Annotated in this window: 20 protein-coding genes and 1 tRNA gene; 5 read left to right on the top strand and 16 right to left on the bottom strand. The window is 34.6% G+C overall.

Annotated features, from left to right (window positions below):
* Positions 1 to 28 precede the first annotated feature (28 nt).
* The 3 genes from ACSULM_RS02260 to ACSULM_RS02250 form a co-directional block, all read right to left on the bottom strand.
* Positions 29 to 1,219 carry a phosphoglycerate kinase gene (locus tag ACSULM_RS02260; protein WP_436860172.1) on the bottom strand — a complete coding sequence of 397 codons (1,191 nt, stop codon included), beginning with the start codon at positions 1,217 to 1,219 and terminating at the stop codon, positions 29 to 31.
* A gap of 133 nt (positions 1,220 to 1,352) precedes the next feature.
* Positions 1,353 to 2,360, bottom strand: coding sequence for a type I glyceraldehyde-3-phosphate dehydrogenase (gap, locus tag ACSULM_RS02255; RefSeq protein ID WP_069994438.1), 1,008 nt, complete (start codon positions 2,358 to 2,360; stop codon positions 1,353 to 1,355).
* Positions 2,361 to 2,400: 40 nt separating this feature from the next.
* The gene (locus ACSULM_RS02250; RefSeq protein ID WP_436860170.1) at positions 2,401 to 3,429 is read right to left on the bottom strand and encodes a sugar-binding transcriptional regulator; all 1,029 of its coding nucleotides are present in this window, start codon (positions 3,427 to 3,429) and stop codon (positions 2,401 to 2,403) included.
* Positions 3,430 to 3,891: 462 nt separating this feature from the next.
* Between ACSULM_RS02250 and ACSULM_RS02245 the strand changes: the two genes are divergently transcribed.
* Entirely contained in the window at positions 3,892 to 4,122 is a 231-nt protein-coding gene (locus tag ACSULM_RS02245; RefSeq protein ID WP_436860169.1) for a hypothetical protein, read from the top strand.
* Between the two features lie 100 nt (positions 4,123 to 4,222).
* Here the strand turns inward: ACSULM_RS02245 and ACSULM_RS02240 are convergent, their stop codons facing one another.
* Positions 4,223 to 4,837: a DUF4887 domain-containing protein gene (locus ACSULM_RS02240; RefSeq protein WP_436860168.1), complete on the bottom strand. Its 615-nt coding sequence runs from the start codon at positions 4,835 to 4,837 to the stop codon at positions 4,223 to 4,225.
* A 284-nt stretch (positions 4,838 to 5,121) separates the two neighbouring features.
* Here ACSULM_RS02240 and ACSULM_RS02235 point away from each other — a divergent pair, with 284 nt between their 5' ends.
* From ACSULM_RS02235 to ACSULM_RS02225, 3 genes are all read left to right on the top strand, one after another.
* Complete coding sequence (locus tag ACSULM_RS02235; protein ID WP_436860165.1) at positions 5,122 to 5,319, top strand: hypothetical protein; 198 nt, start codon at positions 5,122 to 5,124, stop codon at positions 5,317 to 5,319.
* 363 nt (positions 5,320 to 5,682) lie between these two features.
* Entirely contained in the window at positions 5,683 to 6,579 is an 897-nt protein-coding gene (locus ACSULM_RS02230; protein ID WP_436860164.1) for a TIGR01777 family oxidoreductase, read from the top strand.
* Positions 6,580 to 6,603: 24 nt separating this feature from the next.
* Positions 6,604 to 6,810, top strand: coding sequence for a hypothetical protein (locus ACSULM_RS02225; protein WP_436860163.1), 207 nt, complete (start codon positions 6,604 to 6,606; stop codon positions 6,808 to 6,810).
* Between the two features lie 55 nt (positions 6,811 to 6,865).
* Here the strand turns inward: ACSULM_RS02225 and clpP are convergent, their stop codons facing one another.
* The gene (gene clpP / locus ACSULM_RS02220; RefSeq protein ID WP_436860161.1) at positions 6,866 to 7,450 is read right to left on the bottom strand and encodes an ATP-dependent Clp endopeptidase proteolytic subunit ClpP; all 585 of its coding nucleotides are present in this window, start codon (positions 7,448 to 7,450) and stop codon (positions 6,866 to 6,868) included.
* 155 nt (positions 7,451 to 7,605) lie between these two features.
* Between clpP and ACSULM_RS02215 the strand changes: the two genes are divergently transcribed.
* Positions 7,606 to 7,677 (top strand) — tRNA-Arg (locus ACSULM_RS02215).
* Positions 7,678 to 7,803: 126 nt separating this feature from the next.
* Here the strand turns inward: ACSULM_RS02215 and ACSULM_RS02210 are convergent.
* The 11 genes from ACSULM_RS02210 to uvrA form a co-directional block, all read right to left on the bottom strand.
* Complete coding sequence (locus ACSULM_RS02210; protein WP_436860160.1) at positions 7,804 to 8,052, bottom strand: GlsB/YeaQ/YmgE family stress response membrane protein; 249 nt, start codon at positions 8,050 to 8,052, stop codon at positions 7,804 to 7,806.
* Between the two features lie 274 nt (positions 8,053 to 8,326).
* On the bottom strand, positions 8,327 to 9,169 hold the full coding sequence (locus tag ACSULM_RS02205) for a YitT family protein (RefSeq protein ID WP_436855142.1): 843 nt from the start codon (positions 9,167 to 9,169) through the stop codon (positions 8,327 to 8,329).
* A gap of 203 nt (positions 9,170 to 9,372) precedes the next feature.
* Entirely contained in the window at positions 9,373 to 10,317 is a 945-nt protein-coding gene (gene whiA / locus ACSULM_RS02200; RefSeq protein ID WP_436860157.1) for a DNA-binding protein WhiA, read from the bottom strand.
* A 32-nt stretch (positions 10,318 to 10,349) separates the two neighbouring features.
* Complete coding sequence (locus ACSULM_RS02195) at positions 10,350 to 11,348, bottom strand: gluconeogenesis factor YvcK family protein (protein ID WP_436860155.1); 999 nt, start codon at positions 11,346 to 11,348, stop codon at positions 10,350 to 10,352.
* The gene (gene rapZ / locus ACSULM_RS02190; protein WP_436855363.1) at positions 11,335 to 12,261 is read right to left on the bottom strand and encodes an RNase adapter RapZ; all 927 of its coding nucleotides are present in this window, start codon (positions 12,259 to 12,261) and stop codon (positions 11,335 to 11,337) included. The genes ACSULM_RS02195 and rapZ overlap by 14 nt, the downstream gene beginning before the upstream one ends.
* A 417-nt stretch (positions 12,262 to 12,678) precedes the next feature.
* Positions 12,679 to 13,623 (bottom strand): thioredoxin-disulfide reductase, encoded by a 945-nt coding sequence (trxB, locus tag ACSULM_RS02185; RefSeq protein ID WP_436860153.1) that lies wholly within the window; start codon positions 13,621 to 13,623, stop codon positions 12,679 to 12,681.
* 65 nt (positions 13,624 to 13,688) lie between these two features.
* Complete coding sequence (locus tag ACSULM_RS02180; RefSeq protein ID WP_436860152.1) at positions 13,689 to 15,125, bottom strand: tetratricopeptide repeat protein; 1,437 nt, start codon at positions 15,123 to 15,125, stop codon at positions 13,689 to 13,691.
* A 21-nt stretch (positions 15,126 to 15,146) separates the two neighbouring features.
* Positions 15,147 to 15,626, bottom strand: a complete 480-nt coding sequence (locus ACSULM_RS02175) for an acyltransferase (RefSeq protein ID WP_436860150.1) — start codon at positions 15,624 to 15,626, stop codon at positions 15,147 to 15,149.
* A 9-nt stretch (positions 15,627 to 15,635) separates the two neighbouring features.
* On the bottom strand, positions 15,636 to 16,469 hold the full coding sequence (gene lgt / locus ACSULM_RS02170; RefSeq protein ID WP_436860148.1) for a prolipoprotein diacylglyceryl transferase: 834 nt from the start codon (positions 16,467 to 16,469) through the stop codon (positions 15,636 to 15,638).
* On the bottom strand, positions 16,469 to 17,407 hold the full coding sequence (gene hprK, locus ACSULM_RS02165) for an HPr(Ser) kinase/phosphatase (RefSeq protein WP_436855128.1): 939 nt from the start codon (positions 17,405 to 17,407) through the stop codon (positions 16,469 to 16,471). The genes lgt and hprK overlap by 1 nt, the downstream gene beginning before the upstream one ends.
* A gap of 348 nt (positions 17,408 to 17,755) precedes the next feature.
* Positions 17,756 to 20,593 (bottom strand): excinuclease ABC subunit UvrA, encoded by a 2,838-nt coding sequence (gene uvrA, locus ACSULM_RS02160; protein ID WP_436860146.1) that lies wholly within the window; start codon positions 20,591 to 20,593, stop codon positions 17,756 to 17,758.
* Position 20,594: the final 1 nt, after the last annotated feature.

Raw genomic sequence — 20,594 nt, 5'->3', positions numbered from 1 at the left:
TCACTGATTGCTGTTTTTAGTCGTGCGCTTATTTGTTAGCGATTGCTACTACACCTGGTAATTCTTTACCTTCAAGGTATTCTAATGACGCACCGCCACCTGTTGAAATATGGCTGAAGTCATCACCGTAGCCAAGTGAAATCGCTGCTGCTGCAGAGTCACCGCCACCAATAATTGTATTCGCATCTTTTAATTCTGCGATTGCTTCACAAACGCCAATTGTACCTTTAGCAAAGTTACTTAATTCAAATACACCCATAGGTCCGTTCCATACTACAGTATGTGCACCTTGTAATTGTTCTTTGAATAGTTCAACTGTTTTTGGTCCAATATCCATTGCTTCTTGATCTGCTGGAATATCGTCAACAGAAACTTCTGTAATTTCAGCATCATTTGAGAATTCTTTAGCGATTTTACAATCTACTGGTAAAACGATTTGATCGCCTGCACGGTCTAGTAATTCTTTGGCAAAATCAACTTTATCTTTTTCTAAAAGTGATAAACCAATTTCTTTACCTTGTGCTTTAAAGAATGTGTATGACATACCACCACCGATAAGTACTTTATCAGCAATGTTTAATAAGTTTGTGATAACGCCAATCTTGTCAGAAGCTTTGGCACCACCAAGAATTGCAACGACAGGTTTATCAGGATTTTCAACAACGCCACCGATGTACTTAATTTCTTTTTCCATTAAGAATCCAGCAACAGTTTCTAAGTTAGATGCAATACCAACGTTTGAAGCGTGTTCACGGTGTGCAGTTCCAAATGCGTCGTTTACAAACACATCGCCAAGTGACGCCCAGTATTTACCTAATTCAGGATCATTTTTAGATTCTTTTTTACCATCTACATCTTCATAACGTGTATTTTCAACTAATAGTACATCACCGTCGTTTAAATCTTTAACAGCTTGTTCTAATTTTTCACCACGTGTTTCAGGTACGAATGTAATTTCTTTACCTAATTTTTCAGATAATGCATCTGCTACTGGTTTCAATGTTAATCCAGCTTTATCGCCTTCTTCTTTCACTTTACCTAAATGTGAGAATAGGACGATTTTTCCACCTTGTTCAATGATATATTTAATCGTTGGTAAGGCTTGAACGATACGATTATCATCTGTGATTTCTCCATCTTTCATTGGTACGTTGAAATCAGCACGAACAAGTACAGTTTTACCTTTTAATTCTAAGTCAGTTACAATTTTTTTAGCCATGTAAGCTTCCTCCTCTGAATGGAACAATAAATTAAAATAAGCGGAGAAGCGTTGTGCTCCCCGCTTACTCCTAAGCTTATTGTTGAAAATTTAACAGCACATTAAGCTTGCTAAATTCATTTTTTAGATCGAATTATTTAGCTTGAGTTGCTAAGTGTTCTAATGTACGAACTAATTGTGAAGTGTAAGACATTTCGTTATCGTACCAAGCTGCTACTTTAACTAATTGACGATCGCCAACTGTCATTACACGAGTTTGTGTTGCATCGAATAATGAACCGTAAGTCATACCAATTACGTCAGAAGAAACGATTTCGTCTTCAGTGTAACCGAATGATTCGTTTGATGCATTTTTCATTGCAGCATTTACGTCTTCAATGCTTACATTTTTCTCTAAAACAACTGTTAATTCAGTTAATGAACCAGTTGCTACAGGAACACGTTGTGCTCCACCGTCTAATTTACCATCAATTTCAGGAATTACTAGGCCGATTGCTTTAGCAGCACCAGTTGAGTTAGGGATGATGTTTTCAGCTGCTGCACGCGCACGACGTTTGTCGCCTTTTCTGTGTGGAGCATCTTGAGTACTTTGGTCACCAGTGTATGCGTGAATTGTAGTCATGAAACCTTCAACTAAACCAAAGTCATCATTTAACACTTTAGCAACAGGCGCTAATGAGTTTGTAGTACATGAAGCACCTGAAACAACTGTTTCTGAACCGTCTAATTCTTGGTGGTTCGTGTTGTAAACGATTGTTTTTAAGTCGCCAGTAGCTGGAGCAGAGATTAATACTTTTTTAGCACCAGCATTGATGTGAGCTTCTGCTTTTTCTTTATCAGCGAAGAAACCAGTACATTCTAATACAACATCAATGTCTAAGTCTTTCCAAGGTAATTTGCTTGGGTCTGGCTCAGAGAATGATTTAACTTCTTGTCCGTTTACACGGAAACCGTCATTTTCAACTTCAACTTCTCCTGTGAAGCGTCCTTGCATAGTGTCATATTTTAATAAATGCGCTAACATTTCGTCATCTGTTAAGTCATTTACTGCTACTACGTCGATTCCGTCAACGTTTTGAATTCTTCTGAATGCTAAACGACCAATTCTACCAAAACCATTAATTGCTACTTTTACTGCCATTAAAATGGCCTCCTTTAATAATGATATTTAAAAAGTATAATTACTTTTTATTACTGTTATTCGTGATTATGCTCGCTGCGCCTTCATCTGTAATTAATACAGTGTTCTTAGGGGCAATTGAAAGATAAGCTTTAATTGCCTCTCCTTTTGATTTACCCCCAGCGACAGCAAAGATAAACTTTTTCGACTCAAGATCTTCTAATTGTAGTCCAATTGTTTTCACTTTATGGACAATATCGCCTTGATCATCGAAATAATATCCAAATGCTTCTCCCGAGGCATTGTGATGTTGAAGTTTATCTATAACTTCGTTAGGTGATTGACGTCTTCGCGCCATCTTCAGCGCATCACCAATGCCATGGATTGTTATGTTGGATTCTTTAATTTTTTCAAGTGTATGAATTACTGATGGTTCTAACATAAGTGTATTGTATGTTGTCTCACTTACATTATCTGGCACGTATAATGTTGTATAATCGCCATTTGTTTGTTGTGCCATACTAGCTGCGATAGTATTCGCTTGATATACAACATTCTCGCCAAGTCCACCTCGAGCTGGAACAAAAAATACATTGTATGGTTGATTATGCATTGCTTCACTCACATAGGCCATTGTTGACCCTCCTGTGACTGCAACAATTGCATCATCAGAAAGCACATCTTCAACTAACTGTCCTGCTTGTCGAGATAATTCAATTTTTACTGTTTGATCAGCATCTGAATCACCTGGAATTACATAGACTTCATCAATCCCATACTGTTCTTTAATTACTTGTGCAAGATGATGGTCATCAGAAAATATATTAAAATAACTATTCAACTGACGCACCATTGTTTCACCTGCTTCGGTAATTTCCATACCAGTGGGTTTAACTTTGATTAGTGCTTGTTGTTTCAAAATATCTGTTTCAGAACGAAGTACGCGTTCAGTTAAATCCATATATTCACTTAAACTACGTCGACCTACTGGTTGGTGCTTTGCAATAGTAGTGAGAATTGAAAAACGTCGATACATTTTTTCAACAAGTTCTGGCACAAGCTTTTGTTGAATTTTTACCAAATCCTTCACTACTATCCTCCTCCGTTTCTATATAAAGGGTCAAGTTCCAACCATAGATTGACTTTTTTCGTCCCTAGTGGGACAAAAAAATATAACCTCTTATATTTGCAATAATACTACTATGAATTTGAAATTGCAAGAGAAATACTTTTTACTTCAAATTTCGCTTTTAATACTATACCTACTCATATCGCTTACAGTGATATAATACCCGTTTCGTATATTAATAATCATTCAACTGTGAAATTCATTCAATTAATTTAGAGTTGCAATATAATCAAAAACCATCTTCACATAGCTCTGCATTCAATGCCTAAGGCTCAGTATTCTCGTCAATAAGCATATGCTTGAAATAAATAAGACCGCCACAATAAACTTGCATTTAATATATTAAATAGTGTTTATTCTTTGTATCCATGCTCTATAATTATTAAAATGTAATCGAATACTTACAAATTGGGAGGACCTCTCATGACTCGAGACCAACAACCAGAAGTAATTGATCCAAAAGACCAACGTTATAAGGATGATAGCTACTTCAAACAAGGACAACAACAATTTAACACTACGTCACCACGAGGCTCCTATCATTATTCGAAAAATATTGGTTGCGGCTGTGGACCATTTGGTTGCCTCAGTGGTTGTATGACACTTGTTTTGTTGTCTGCTTTAATCACCTTTTTATTAAATTTCTTCTTTTAATCTGGATTATATAGATACTTCAGTCTCATTTCTGATGTTTTTATAAAAATTTAAAAAAGCAATCGCTACATTTGAGCGATTGCTTTTTGAGTGAGCATTTTTATTCATTTGATGATTGTGCGCTTCTACTTGTGTTTGAATTACGGTTGTTGCTATTTTGCGTTGATTTTTGTTGTGTATTGTTTTGAGCGCTTCTTTGTTGTGTTGAAGGTTCACGTTTTGTTTGCTCTCTTGTTGGTTCAGTCGTTTTTTTTTCAGTTGATGGTTGAGGTGTTTTCTCTTCAGTTGTCTTTTCCTCAGTAGTACGCTCTTCAGTCGTACGTTCTTCCGTTGTTGCTTCTTTTGTTTTTTCTGCAGTTTTTCTTTCTTCAGTTGTACGCTGTGTAGTTGCAGGTTGTTGTGTACGTTGTTGCGTCTGTTGTGTTTGTTGTGTTTGTTGTGTCTGAGGGACTTGTTGCGTTTGCTGTGTCTGCTGAATTTCTTCAGTAGATTTTTCCTTCGTCTTTTTCTCTTTTGTCGCTTTATCTTTATCTTTTTCCTCTTGTTTCTGATCTGCTAAACGTTCATTAGCTTTATTGGAATGATCCACAAATGCTAAAATAGCGAAAACAAGTCCTCCAACTAATAATAGGACAATTAAACCACTAACTATTTTCGCAAAACCACTCATTTTCTTATTGTTTTGATCATCAAAATTGTTATTTTGATTAGGCATATACTTCCCTCACTTCACTTTATATCTTAACTTTTTATGCGCATTTAAGTTTAATACCAAATGTGTATTTTACACTATTTCATTTGCGAATCAAACTTATTATTGATTTTCTTAACTTGATGTTATCCTAAGGTTATATCTATAGTAAAATACATTATGTGAATTACTATTTTATTCTTTAAACTTATCTTAAGCTAAAAGATTCTTCACTTTCAATACTTTTATAGAAATAAAATATTAAAATTGATACTTTCTCTATTATCATAACAGGATGTGTTATAAAAATGAAAAATCATGACTCTTTTGATTTTAAAGCACTAGACCACAATGACGATAATCCTCGTAATGGCCTACGTCAAATGATGTTAGACAACGAGGAGTATGAAACAAAATCTTATTCGAAAACACGTTTTGGTTTTTTTATAATGACAATGTGTTTGCTGCTATTTGGCTTTGGTTTCATTTTGTTTTATCTATTTTAAATTATAACATTTTATCATACGTACGACTTAACAAATCTTAAGTAAAAAGATAGTTCCTGTGCTTTACATACGTTAATATATAAATAAAGACCTATACGATAGACGTATAGGCCACTACTAAAGGGAGTCAAAATTTTACCTTCGCTAGTATATTATGGGGTATACTCGAAATAATTAAGAGATGATTAATTCATATCGAAGGTACTTTTATTATAATGTGTATCTATTTTATTTTAAATAGGTCTAGCGTAAAGTAAATGACATATTATTGAACAAAGTTTGAAAAAATTATGACCTTCAAATGCGATGAAAATACTATATAATTATTGCAATATTAGGTAGGAATACTCATGAGGTGATAAAATGAAACAATTTTTAATAACTGGTGGTACTGGTATGGTCGGCACACAACTTGTTGAAGCACTCGTACAAAGTGACGCACATATCACGATACTCACAAGACAAGATATAACGACGACGCACCCTAAAATTTCATACGTTAATTGGTCACAGCCAGGTTGGCAAGATCAAGTACCCAATATTGATATTGTTATCAATTTAGCAGGTGCTAGTCTCAATAAAAGATGGACTCAAGCTTATAAACAAACGATTATGTTGAGTCGAATACAGGCTACACAATCTTTATTCGAATTGTTTAAAACACGTGAATATAAGCCTTCTGTATTTTTCAATGCAAGTGCTGTTGGGTATTATAAGCCTGATCTAAATCGAACATATACAGAATTATACAAAACATTGCCATTTGATTTCCTATCAGAAGTCGTTTACCAATGGGAACGCTTTGCTCGCCAATTCGAAGACTTAGGCACGCGCGTTATTATCGGTAGATTCGGTATGATTCTTTCTAATGAGGGTGGCGCCTTACCTATGATGAAACTACCTTACGATTTATACCTAGGTGGAAAATTAGGCTCAGGACGTCAATGGTATTCTTGGATTCATATTGATGATTTAACGAGAGCAATCCTGCATACGATTAATACAGACAAAGCTCAAGGTGTCTTTAACTTTACAGCTCCAATTGTCGAACACCAAAACTTATTCGGTTATACAATTGCACGTGTAACGCACCGACCACATCATACATGGGTACCATCCTTTGTGCTAAAACTAGCTTTAGGACAAAGGTCTACAGTCATACTCGACACACAAAAGGTAATTCCAAATAAACTCCAAGCAATTAATTTTAAATTTAAATATCCCGATTTAAAAATTGCGCTTGAGGACTTAGTACAATAATTCAGTTAGGAAGCGAAATTTAATATGAAACATGACCGATTAACACATATTTTATTATTAATTGTAGGCCTATTATTTCTTCTAAATGGCGCAATGGCTTTTGATACTACACTCGTGATGCTTACTGTTTCTTTAATATTAATCATTCTAGGACTTGTTATTACAACAATAGCCATTAGATTAATGTTAGGCAATCAAGAAAAGAAGCATACACAATCGAATCGCAAATAACAAAAAAACTGACTAAGACAATAGATGTCTTAGCCAGTTTTTTTATATTCTTATCTTATGATTCTGGAATCATTACTTCATCAACTAAACCGTAAACTTTCGCTTCTTCAGCTGATAAGAAATTATCACGATCTGTATCTTTTTCAATTTTTTCGATTGATTGACCTGTACGTTCAGCTAAAATTTGGTTTAATTTAGCACGTGTTTTAAGAATATGGTTAGCAGCAATTTCAATTTCTGTTGCTTGTCCTTGCGCACCACCTAGTGGTTGGTGAATCATAACTTCAGCATTTGGTAATGCGAAACGTTTACCTTTCGCACCTGCTGCAAGTAGGAATGACCCCATTGATGCAGCCATACCAATACAAATTGTTTGTACATCTGGTTTGATGTGTTGAATTGTATCATAAATCGCAAACCCAGCAGTTACACTACCACCTGGTGAGTTAATGTAAAGATAGATATCTTTCTCTGCATCTTGAGCTTGTAAAAATAATAATTGAGAAACAATAGAGTTTGCTACATTATCATCGATTTGTGAACCTAACATAATAATACGGTCTTTTAATAAACGTGAGTAAATGTCATAGGCACGTTCCCCACGGTTTGTTGTTTCAATTACTGTAGGTATTAAATTCATTAATATTGCCTCCTTATTTCTAATTGATAAATTTATTTTAACCTAAAAGTCAAACATGGTCAAAAAATAACGCTCGAAAATTTTTAGGAATCTTAGATTGTTCTTATTGACCGTTGCGATTAAGATTTGTACACTGTTATTAATGTGTTTATTAACCCCTCGTAGTGTAATGGATAACACGTAAGATTCCGGTTCTTAAGATAGGGGTTCGATTCCCTTCGAGGGGATTCAAGGATAGATCACCTCAGTTACATAAGCAAACAAAAAAGAGCCCCTACTAAGTAGGAAGCTCTTTTTTAATATCTAAGTAGATAATAAATCTCAATTTCTATTTATCATCATTAATTAGCAAATTATTTTCTAAGTGCTTTCAAAATAAATGAAACAATTAGAATTAAAACGATCGCACCAATTAATGCTGGTAAAATTGGAACGCCACCTAATACTGGTCCCCATGTACCTAATAATTTACTACCGATTAATGAACCAACTAAACCAGCAACGATATTTCCAATGATGCCGCCTGGAATATCTTTACCTAAAATAACGCCAGCTAGCCATCCAATTAGGCCACCTACAATAATCATTAATATAAATCCCATAATTACTCTCCTCTAAAAAACAATTTTTTTGCAAATCAAAGCATTTTGCTATTATATTTCATATATGAAATATAATAGTTGCTTCAAATTTACTGTGTATTAATAAATTAAATACCACAATGGTATTCATACCCGTTTTCATAATTGTAAACCATATATATCAAAATTTTATCTTTTTATATATAGAATTCAGGTAAAAAGAGGAGCAGAACAAATGTCGCATTACAGTATATTTATTCGATTTTATTCTAAAAAACACTAATTCAATACGTCATCAATTCATATTAATAAATGTGCTACCTAAAACATCGCGCACATCATGAATAACTAGAAATGCATTTTCATCTACTTCATTCACCAATTTTTTCACTCTTGTTACTTGCGACTGAGGCACTACAACATACAACATATGCGTTTCAGTCTTACCATATCCGCCTTTACCTGTAAGTATTGTAGAGCCTCTTCCAGTAAATGCATTGATTTTATCACTGATATCTTCACTTTTGTTTGAAATGACTGTGACTGCTTTTTTGGGATTGAATCCTTCTATAATAAATGCCGTTGCACGTTCAGTAACGAATAGCATAATAATTGTAAATAACACATTCTCTAGAGGTAATACCATTAAAAATGAAAGTACGACAATCGCATCGAGGATAAAAATACCTTGTGACGTCTTAATTTCTGTGTATTTGTTTACAATTTTCGCAATAACGGAGGTACCACCAAGTGTACTACCTGTTGATATAACTAATCCTGCACCAATACCAATAATCGCGCCACCAAATAATGAGTTTATTACAAAATTGTCCACGCCAAGATTGATGTTTTCAGTTAAATGTAAGAAGAATGATAATGCAGTATTTGAAATAACAGTATATACCGCAACTGTTTTACTTAAAAATTTCCACCCTACAAAAACGACTATTGTATTAATAATGAATGATGTCCATGCTGGTGATAAGCCAAATGCATACATGAGTGACAGTGAAATGCCAACTGTTCCACCATCTCCTAAATTTGATCCAAGTAAAAAACAGTTTACACCGATTGCATTGATTAACGTGCCAATTAAACAAAAGATAATATTTTTATAATGCTTTTTAATCACATTCATGTAGTATACCTCCTCTATTCTTTGAATTTTTATATTAAAAAAGACACCTCCATGAGGCGTCTATACTAATTGTTTCCCATTAGAATATTCTTATATTAGCATACTTATTTTATATATGACTAGAACGAATTTATTTTATGATCAATTCAAATTCAGAGATAAACAAATCACTTCTATTCTCAGAGCAATCTAAGTTTGGTGATTTAAAGCTCAATTGGTTCTCCGCTTCTCAATTTGTCTGCCATTTCGTTTAACTTTCTCAAACGGTGATTAACACCCGATTTAGAGATTTTACCTGTAGACATCATTTCACCTAACTCTTTCAGTGAAACTTCTTGATGCTCGATTCTAAGTTTCGCTATTTCGCGTAATCTATCCGGTAGATTATCTAGTCCAATTTCTTGATCAATCAAATGTATACTTTCAACATGTTTCATTGCTGCGCTAACTGTTTTATTTAAATTTGCTGTTTCGCAATTCACTAATCGATTTACTGAGTTTCTCATATCACGTACGATACGCACGTCTTCAAACTTCAATAATGCTTGGAAACCACCGATTAAACTTAGGAAATCAGATATTTTTTCTGCTTCTTTTAAATATGCAATACTTCCTTTTTTGCGTTCAAGATGCTTAGCATTTAATTCATATGCATTCATGAGTTGAGTAATACCCTCTGAATGATCTTCATAAAGTGAAAATATTTCTAAATGATAAGATGACGTTTCAGGATTATTTACAGAACCACCCGCTAAAAATGCTCCACGTAGATAACTACGTTTCATTTCATCATCTCGAATCATGTCTTTATCAATTTCATGTGTAAATACGCCATCTTTTAAAATTCCTAAATCATTTAATATCTCACGCGCACGTGTTTTAATACGACAAATATATATATTATTCTTCTTCAGTTTCATTTTTTTTCTAACAAGTAATTCAACCTCAACACTAAACACCTTTTTAATTAGTGAATAAATACGTCTCGCAGTTGTGGCGTTTTCTGTTTGTACATTGATTACAAATTGTTGATTTGATAGACTGAGCGCACCATTCATGCGAATAAGTGCACTGAGCTCTGCTTTTGCATTTTCTTCGTCAACTTCAATTCTTGTCAGTTCATTTTTCATATCTGATGCAAAGCTCATGAGTTAATCAGTCCCTTCTATACTTTATCTTCTCAATTATTGTTGTCTTTATTGCGATTAAATTCAATTGTAGCAGTCTCTCTCATGGCAATTTCATAGATCATCTTAGATAACACTTCTGTATTGTGTCGCACATAATTTTCAGATGAAACTTCTACTAAATTCGGATGTGTAAATACCTTAATATGTTGTGCTTCCATTTCATCATTATTACATTTTACTGGCTCTGCGCCGTCTTTTTTGTAACGTTCAATGACATCACCATGAAAATCTTGTGTACTACAAATCGCATAGTTAATACATTTTTCACCCATATGGTCGTGAATTGCATTAACATGATCTACCGCCGAATAATTGTTCGTTTCGCCGGGTTGGGTCATAACATTTGATACATATAACTTAGGCGAATCTACTTTAAGTAATGCGTCTGTTATCCCCTTCACACATAAGTTGGAAATGACGCTTGTATATAAAGAGCCTGGTCCCATGACGATTAAATCTGCTTCTTCAATCGCTTCTACCGCTTCTTCCATAGGCGTCACATCTTCCGGTTCTAAAAAAACACGTTTAATCTTCTTGTTTTTCTTAGGAATTTTAGATTCCCCGTACACGACTTCTCCATCTTCCATAACGGCATTTAATCTTACACTCGTATTTGTAGAGGGAATGACACGTCCTCTAATATTCAAAATTTTACTTAATTCTTTGACCGCATGACCAAAATCGTCAGTTATATTCGTCAATGCAGCAATCAGTAAATTACCTAGGGAATGCCCTTCGACCTGATTTTCTTTAAATCGATATTGGAATAACTGTTCCAATGTGGATTCTGTTTCACTTAATGCAGAAATTACGTTTCTTATATCCCCAGGTGCTGGTATATCCATTTCGCTTCTTATTTTCCCAGTACTACCACCATCATCCGCCACTGTAACAATTGTAGTGATATCGATGGGGTAACCTTTTAAACCACGAGCTAAAACAGATAAACCGGTACCTCCACCTATCAGAACAAGTTTAATTCTTCTCATCTTTTAATTTCACGCCACTTTCAACATGCGCATCTCTATGATGCACATACACATTATAGTCAAAACTCTCTTTGAGTTCTGCTGCGATACGTTTGGCCAATGCGACAGATCGATGTTGTCCTCCTGTGCAACCAATTGCTATAACAAGTTGTGATTTCCCTTCTTTTTTGTAGCCAGGTATCATAAATTTCAGTAAATCAATTAATTTTTCATAAAAAATAGTTGTTTCTTTCCATTTCATCACGTATTTATATACAGGTTCATCTTCACCAGTTAATGGTCTCAATTCATCAACATAATGTGGATTCGGTAAAAAACGAACATCGAACACAAGATCGGCATCTCTTTGAATGCCATGTTTAAATCCGAAACTTGTCACATTAATATTAAATGTTTGCACATTACTTTGATTGAAATAATCATCAATACGTTTACGTAATTCTTTCGGCTTCATTTGCGTTGTATCAATCGTATAATTCGCTAATCCCTTGATTTCATTCAATAATTCTCGTTCTTCTTCTATCGCTTCTATCAAAGAACGTTGTCCATTTTCATTTAATGGATGGGCGCGGCGCGTTTCTTTATATCTTGAAATCAAACGTTCATCTGATGCTTCTAAAAACATCATGTCAACAATGACATCAGTATTACTCTTAATTAAGTCCATTTCTTTTATCAGAGATTTGAATAATTCTTTCCCTCTTAAATCAATGGCAATCGCTACTTTTTGTAATGATGGATTACCTTGTCCCATCAATTCTACAAATTTCGGTAAAAGTATGGGTGGTAAATTATCAACACAAAAGTACCCAATATCTTCAAGGCTTTGAATAACTACAGATTTACCTGCACCTGATAAACCTGTCACGACTAATAATTCACTTTTTATTATTTCTTTTTCTTCTAGTTGCATCATTTACACCATCCGTCGATTTATTTATCATAAAATGTTTTTACATTGTTAACAGTCCATATTTTAATTATGTATGATACATTTCACTATAAACAAGTCTAACAATCTTATGCTATCATATATTATTTTACATGAAAAAGGTCTTAGGTAGTAGTTTAATCATATTTTAGCAAAATGATTTATAAGTAACTTGAATCACAAGCATAAACGATTTATGTTAAGTTACATTTTTGATTTTAATATGAGTTACTGAGATGCTTCATCTTATCCTTAAGTATTTGCTATGCAACTAATGATTCACCTACTCTATTAGTACAATTATGAAAAAAGCTAGAATGCTTCTCCATACAAAAATAGTAAGTTCACATTCTAGCTATGACTGAAATTTATTAGTTATTTAATACATTCAAATTAAAATTATGCTTCAATTGAATCTTTAAGGTGTTCTATAAATGCAATTGCACTTTGTGCTGCAATACTTCCATCACCTGTTGCAGTAACGATTTGGCGTAAACCTTTCTCACGCACATCACCAGCTGCATAAACGCCAGGAATACTTGTGCTCATATCTTCATTTGTTAGGATATAACCAACTTCATTGGTAATGCCTAAGTCTTGGAATGGTGCAGTTAATGGTTTCATACCAATATAGACGAATACACCATCTGCATCAAGCGTTTGTTCCGCGCCATCTTTAGTAGACTCTAAAGTAACTGAGCCAACTTTGCCGTCTTTCTCATTGATTGTTTTCAGAGTATGGCTCCAGATGAAATCGATTTTGTCGTTTTTAAATGCACGATCTTGCAAGATTTTTTGAGCACGCAACTCATCTCTACGATGTACAATTGTAACGCTGTCAGCAAATTTTGTTAAGAAAGTGCCTTCTTCGACAGCTGAATCTCCACCACCGATAACAAATAACTTTTTACCTTTAAAGAATGCGCCATCACATACTGCACAATAACTTACACCACGGCCACCAAGTTCTTGCTCACCTGGTACTCCGATTTTTTTATATTCTGCGCCTGTTGCAATGATAACTGCATGTGCTGTAATCACATTGTTACCTAGATTAATTTCTTTGTAACTACCTTTATCTTCTATCGATTTAATATCACCATATTGATATTTTGCACCAAATTTTTTCGCATGTTCAAACATTTTTGTCGATAAATCTGGTCCAGTTACCATTTCAAAGCCTGGGAAGTTCTCCACTTCTTCAGTATTTGCCATTTGTCCACCTGGCATACCACGTTCAATCATCACAGTGCTTAAATTTGCACGTGAAGCGTAAACTGCTGCAGTCATACCTGCTGGACCTGCACCGATTATTGCGATATCAAAATCTACTTGTTCAGCCATTTAAATTGCCTCCTGTTTAATCATTCATTATGCGAAGTATATACGATTACTTGCATTTTATAAACTTATATGCTCACTAATAAATCTATCGTTTTATTTAAACGATATGCTGAAATATCAAACCATTCTATTACTTGTTGCTTTGTTACTTTTATATCTGTATTGCGATAATACATATACACGCACGCAGCTACATAGTCACTGACTTGTGTCAGTTCAACCTTTTCCTCGATGATTGCTTCAGCTTGGTCAATCCATACAATAAACAATTCTTCATTATTTTTCAATGATTCAACACCATAAATCATTAACATGCCTTTATGAATAAAATCTAGTTTATTGAGTTTTAAATCCTGAATCAAATAAGTGAGATAAAGTTTTTCATAATCATTCATTGATTCTAATACGCCCCAAATTTCTTGCGTCAGCAGCACTTCTCTACCTTTAAGTTGGTTGAGTAAAAAGATACCATACAATCTATGGTGGCTATCATCATTTAGTAATAAAGGAAGTATTTGTTGGTCAAAATACGCTTTACTTTCGTCTATAACCCATGGTGCATGACCTATTTCTACCTTACTTACCTCTTGTAATTTACCCCAAAAGTATTTACTATCTTCGAGATTTCCTAAATAGTAGTGATTATAACTCAGTGCATTATACATTTGAATAGACAGGAATTTACCTTTTCTATATAACGGTTGTAGAATTTTTTGAGAGGCTTCATATTGTTTTAAATAGCATAGTACAATACCTAATTTGAATGATTCGTCATCATTCATCGGCATGACCTTACTAAGTATTTTTAAATAACGTTGATATTTCTCACTATTATTTGTGTTATAAAGCAATAACGTATAATGACAAAGCGCATGTACATCTGTATTATCTTCACTTAGCAATCGTTCAAACATTTCTTTCGCTGTTTCATATTCATTCAGATATAAATAACACATCGCAAGTAAATTACGCACGACACGATGATCTTGAATGTCAGTATTTTGACTTAATATGAAATCTCTAGCCTCCGGTAATCTACCTTGTGAGAACATATATTGAAATATTAACTGTATAGCAAACAATTGACATTCAATTTCGATTTTTTCCGCAGAATGATAAGACACCTCAAACATATCTTCAAGTTCTTCTTGATAACTTTCATCTTCCGAAAGCGTCACATAATTCATGCCAAATAAAAATGCTTTGTTCGCCTCGTTCATTATGATATTCAACTGACTTAGCTGAAAATAACTTTCTTCAGTTGCCTCACCTTGAGCAATACTTTCATAAAAAAGGTGCTCTGCTTTACTACCTAATCCTAGGTGAACCAAGCATTCTGAGTATATGACTTTCGTCTCAAAATCTTGAGGTGACATTTCAAGCACTTTGCTATAGTAGTCAGCAGCTTTTTTGTATTCTTGTTGATGGAATTTTTGATTAGCTAATTTTTTGTAAAATTGACTATCAAAGTTCATAGGAATGATATTGTCATTGCGCGCCATCCATAGTCACCTCCTAAAGGTTCATTTATATTTTATTTGTATGGGATTCCCATACGCTAATGCATAATCTGGAATATCTTTCGATACAACTGAACCTGCGCCAATTTTGACATGATTACCAATTGTCACACCTGGCAATATCGTTACATTCGCGCCAATCAACGTATTATCCCCAATTTTAACGGGGCCCGTTGTAAATGTATCGACTAAAAATTCATGTGTCAAAATCGTTGTGTTATAACCAATCACACAATTTCGACCTATCGTAATATACTCTGGATATAATAAATCTGGGACCACTTTAAATGCAAACGCCGTATGGGGACCAATATTCATTTTCAACCAGTTTCTATAAATCCAATGTTTGAGTTTAACATTCGGTAAATAACGACATAACTCAATCAATACGGTTTGCTTAAACATTTTCATGCTTTTAACATAGCGATACATTCGCCATAAAGGGTTCACACCATCTACAGTTTGTTTTTTTAAATTACGCATGTTATTTCATCACTTCTCTTTTGGGTTTGGCCATGCTAATGGTCCAACCTCTTTATAACGCGGAGAATTGTACTTCACTCTTCGGATAATCATGATACTGATACCAATAATAACTAGTATAACTGACACAAGTTGCGCAACTCGAATATCGCTTGTTAACATCAAGCTATCTGTACGCATGCCTTCCACAAAAAATCTGCCTATAGAATACCAAATTAAATAAAGACAGAATGTATCACCAATACGAAGATGTTTTCTTATTAAAATGAGTACCACAAAACCTAAAATGTCCCATATTGATTCATATAAAAAGGTAGGCTGGTAATATTTTCCATTAATATACATATTATTAATAATGAAATCAGGAATATGTAACTGTTCGAGAAATGCTTTTGAAACAGGGCCACCGTGTGCCTCATGATTCATAAAGTTCCCCCATCTACCGATACCTTGCCCTAAAATCATACTTGGTGCAATTACATCACCAATTTGAAATGGATTGATATTTTTTTGTTTACAAATGATAATACCTGTTGCAAAGCCACCTATTAGTCCACCATGTATCGCAATACCACCTTGCCAAATCATCGGTATTTCAATTGGGTGTTGTGCGTAGTATGGCCATTGGAAAATAACAAAATAAATCCTTGCAACCACAAAGCCAATAATTGCACTCCAAAAAATAATATCAACCAATGTGTCTTGATGAAATCCAATGCGTTTCACACTGGCTTGCGCAATAAAATACCCTAGCAATATACCAGCAGCAATTATTATGCCATACCAACGAACCGAAATCGGTCCTAATTCAAACGCAATTGGATCGATATAGTTTAGTACCATTACTTATTCTCCTCACTATTGTTGCCATTGCGCATTATTTCCGCATTGAGTCGATCATTAAATTCCTCGGCCGTATTAATACCCATAATATTTAATCTATAATTCATTGCTGCAACTTCAATAATTACTGCAACGTTACGACCAGGACGTACAGGTATCGTTTTTTTCGTAATTTCAGTATCTAAGATTCTTAACGTTTCTTCATTTAATCCTACACGATCGTATAGTTTGTCTTTGTGCCAATTCTCTAAATGTATGTTTAGGCGTAGACGTTTTTCAGTCAAAATTGACCCAGCACCAAATAATGTCATCACATTAATAATGCCCAAACCTCTAATTTCTAAAAGGTGTTCTATTAATTTCGGCGCTCTACCAATTAACTCGTCTTTACTGATTTCTCTAATTTCAACATTATCGTCAGCAACCAGTCTATGACCGCGCTTAATTAACTCTAATGCTGTCTCACTTTTACCAATGCCTGAATCTCCCGTTATAAGTACACCAACACCGTACACATCAACAAGTACACCATGCAATGAAGTAGTACGTGCTAATTCATGCTCTAAAAATGTAGTTAGTCGACTCATCAATTGTGTTGTTGCGATAGTAGAAGTGATTAATGGCGTGTCGTGTTCTTTCGCTGCCTCGATTAATTCTTCTGGTGGTTCTAAATCTCTCGTTACTATAATTGCCGGCGTTTCCGGACGACATAATTTTCTCATACGTCCTTTACGTTCTTCATCTGGCAATAAATTATAAAAAGATAATTCTGTGGTACCTAATAATTGAATACGGTCTGATGCATAATGTGAAAAATATCCCGCCATTTCCAATCCAGGTCTCGAAATATCTGTATTTTTAATCTGTTTATTTAAACCCGCTTCACCTGCGATTAATTCAAGTTTAAAACGTTCTACCAAACTCTTTGTCGTTAACATGCATTCACCTCTATCATTCATTCTCTTACATTTGCGCTATGCTAATATCATATCAAAAAGAACTGATAATCTATATTAAAAAGTGTAGTAACGCAATAATTTATCTATACTTTTATTATCATACCTTATATTAATTATAATGGATATCACTTATCGTGAAGCTTCTTATTTTTGCAAAGCAATTGCGTAATTTTTTAACACTAAGCATCATATTTGCTTGCTATGATACCTAGTATTCAAAAAACTCCTACAATGCACGTAAGTGATACTACATACGCATAGTAGGAGCTTATCTTAAAGCAACAATTTATCTTTTTTATTGCAACCGTTTGACGTCAATAAGGTCATTTAATGTTTGACTGTATCTCTTTCAAGTACGGGTTTTAAATATTGACCCGTGTAACTACCTTCTACGGTAGCTATTTGTTCAGGCGTACCTGTAGCAACGACCGTACCACCTCCGTCGCCACCTTCAGGACCTAAGTCAATAATATGATCCGCCATTTTAATAACATCCAAGTTATGTTCAATAATGACGACGGAATCTCCATTTTCAACTAATTTATTTAATACTTTCAATAATCTACTAATATCATCTACATGTAAACCAGTCGTAGGCTCATCTAAAATATAAATGGAACGGCCTGTTGAACGTTTATGCAATTCCGATGCAAGTTTCACACGTTGTGCCTCTCCACCAGATAAAGTCGTAGCTGGTTGACCTAATGTGACATAACCAAGTCCAACATCAACAAGTGTTTTTAATTTGCGATGTATTTTCGGAACGTTTTCAAAGAAAGTTGTAGCATCTTCAGCAGTCATCGCTAGAATTTCTGCAATATTCTTTCCTTTATAAGTAACTTCAAGTGTTTCACGATTATATCGTGTGCCTCCACAGACTTCACATGGTACATAAACGTCTGGTAGGAAGTGCATTTCGATTTTTATGATGCCATCACCTTTACAAGCCTCACAACGACCACCTTTAACATTAAAACTAAAACGTCCCTTTGTATAGCCACGTACTTTGGATTCATTGGTTTGTGCAAAAATATCTCTTATGTTGTCAAATACACCAGTATACGTTGCCGGATTGGATCTAGGTGTACGTCCAATTGGTGATTGATCAATATCTATAATACGATCCAATTGATCTATTCCTTTAATTTCATCGTATTCGCCTGGCTTCACTTTTGATTTGTTAATATGCTTAGCTAATGATTTATAAAGCACTTCATTTACTAAAGTACTCTTACCGGAACCTGACACCCCTGTAACAACTGTCATTGTAGATAATGGGATATCAACATCGATACCTTTTAAGTTATTGCTACGGGCACCTTTAATCGTAATCTTGCGTTCTGTAATCTCTCTTCTAGCTTCTGGCACTTCAATACGTTTCTTACCACTTAAGTATTGTCCAGTTAATGATTGATTGTTAGCCATTACTTCTTTTGGTGTACCACTTGCAACAATTTGTCCACCGTGTTCACCCGCTCCAGGACCTACATCGACTAAATAATCGGCCGCACGCATTGTATCATCATCATGTTCGACCACGATTAATGTATTTCCTAAATCACGCATTTCTTTTAGTGTGTTAATGAGTCTGTCATTATCACGTTGATGTAGCCCTATTGACGGCTCATCCAAGACATAAAGAACACCTGATAGTCTAGAACCAATTTGTGTCGCTAAGCGAATACGTTGCGCTTCTCCACCAGATAATGAACCTGATGCACGATTTAATGTTAGGTATTCGAGCCCAACATTATATAGAAACTCTAGTCTTGAATTTATTTCTTTTAATATTTGATTTGCTATTTTTTGTTCTTGTTCCGTCAAAGTAATGTGTTCAAATGCATGTAAAGCATCTTTAATTGAACGTTCAACAACGTCTCCAATATGTTTACCGTCTACAAATACAGATAGTGCTTCACGACTCAAACGTTTACCATGACAAGTTTCACACGGCAATTCTGTCATGTACTTGCTCATCATTTCTCTAACTAATTCTGATGATGATTCATGATATCTTCGATTTATATTATTTACGACACCTTCAAACTCCATCTTTCGAGTTCGTGTTTGACCGTTACGTTGGGTAAAAGTAAATTCGATTTCTTTACCTTTTGAGCCATATAATATGATATCTTTTTGTCTGTCTGTTAGTTTTTTAAACGGTTTATCCATATTTATTTTGTAAACTTCACATACGCGTTTTAATATAGTTGGATAAAAATCGGAGCTTGAAGATTCCCATGCCACGATTGCACCTTCATTTAATGTCTTGCTTGTATCAGGTACAACTAACTCTAAATCGACCATAAGTTTTTGACCTAAACCATCACAAGTTGGACACGCTCCAAAAGGACTATTAAAACTAAACATGCGTGGTTCTAGTTCACCAATTGAAAATCCACAAATCGGACAAGCGTGATTTTCGGAAAACTTCAATTCTTCTCCACCAATAATATCGACCACTAATGTACCTTCTGATAATTGTAATGCTGTTTCTATAGAATCAGCTAAACGCGTTTCTATACCTTCTTTCACTACTAAACGATCTACTACAACTTCAATTGTATGATTTTTATTTTTATCTAAAGCTGGTACTTCATTGATATCAGAAATTTCGCCATCAACACGTACACGTACATATCCTTTTTTGGCAATATCGTCAAAAAGCTTTTCATGTGCACCTTTTCTATGTGAAACAACAGGTGCTAAAATTTGAATTTTAGCACGTTCTTCTAATTTCAATACTTGGTCAACCATTTGTTGCACGGTTTGTGATTCGATTTCAATACCATGATTTGGGCAGAATGGTTTACCAATACGCGCATAGAGCAAACGGATATAATCGTAAATTTCTGTCACCGTGGCAACTGTAGATCTCGGGTTCTTACTTGTTGTTTTTTGATCAATAGAAATAGCTGGAGAAAGTCCCTCAATAGTATCTACATCAGGCTTATCCATTTGACCTAGAAATTGTCGTGCGTATGCACTTAATGATTCTACATATCTACGTTGTCCTTCTGCATAGATAGTATCAAATGCCAATGATGATTTTCCCGAACCTGACAATCCTGTCATGACAATAAGCTTGTCCTTAGGGATTGTTATATCAACATCTTTCAAATTATGGGCGCGTGCCCCTTTAACTACAATGGATGGTTGCTTCATA

The organism is Staphylococcus caeli (genome assembly GCF_051413795.1).
GTDB classification, from domain to species: domain Bacteria; phylum Bacillota; class Bacilli; order Staphylococcales; family Staphylococcaceae; genus Staphylococcus; species Staphylococcus caeli_A.
Note: the sequence above shows the minus strand (reverse complement) of the source record. Positions and strands in the feature narration are given on the sequence as shown.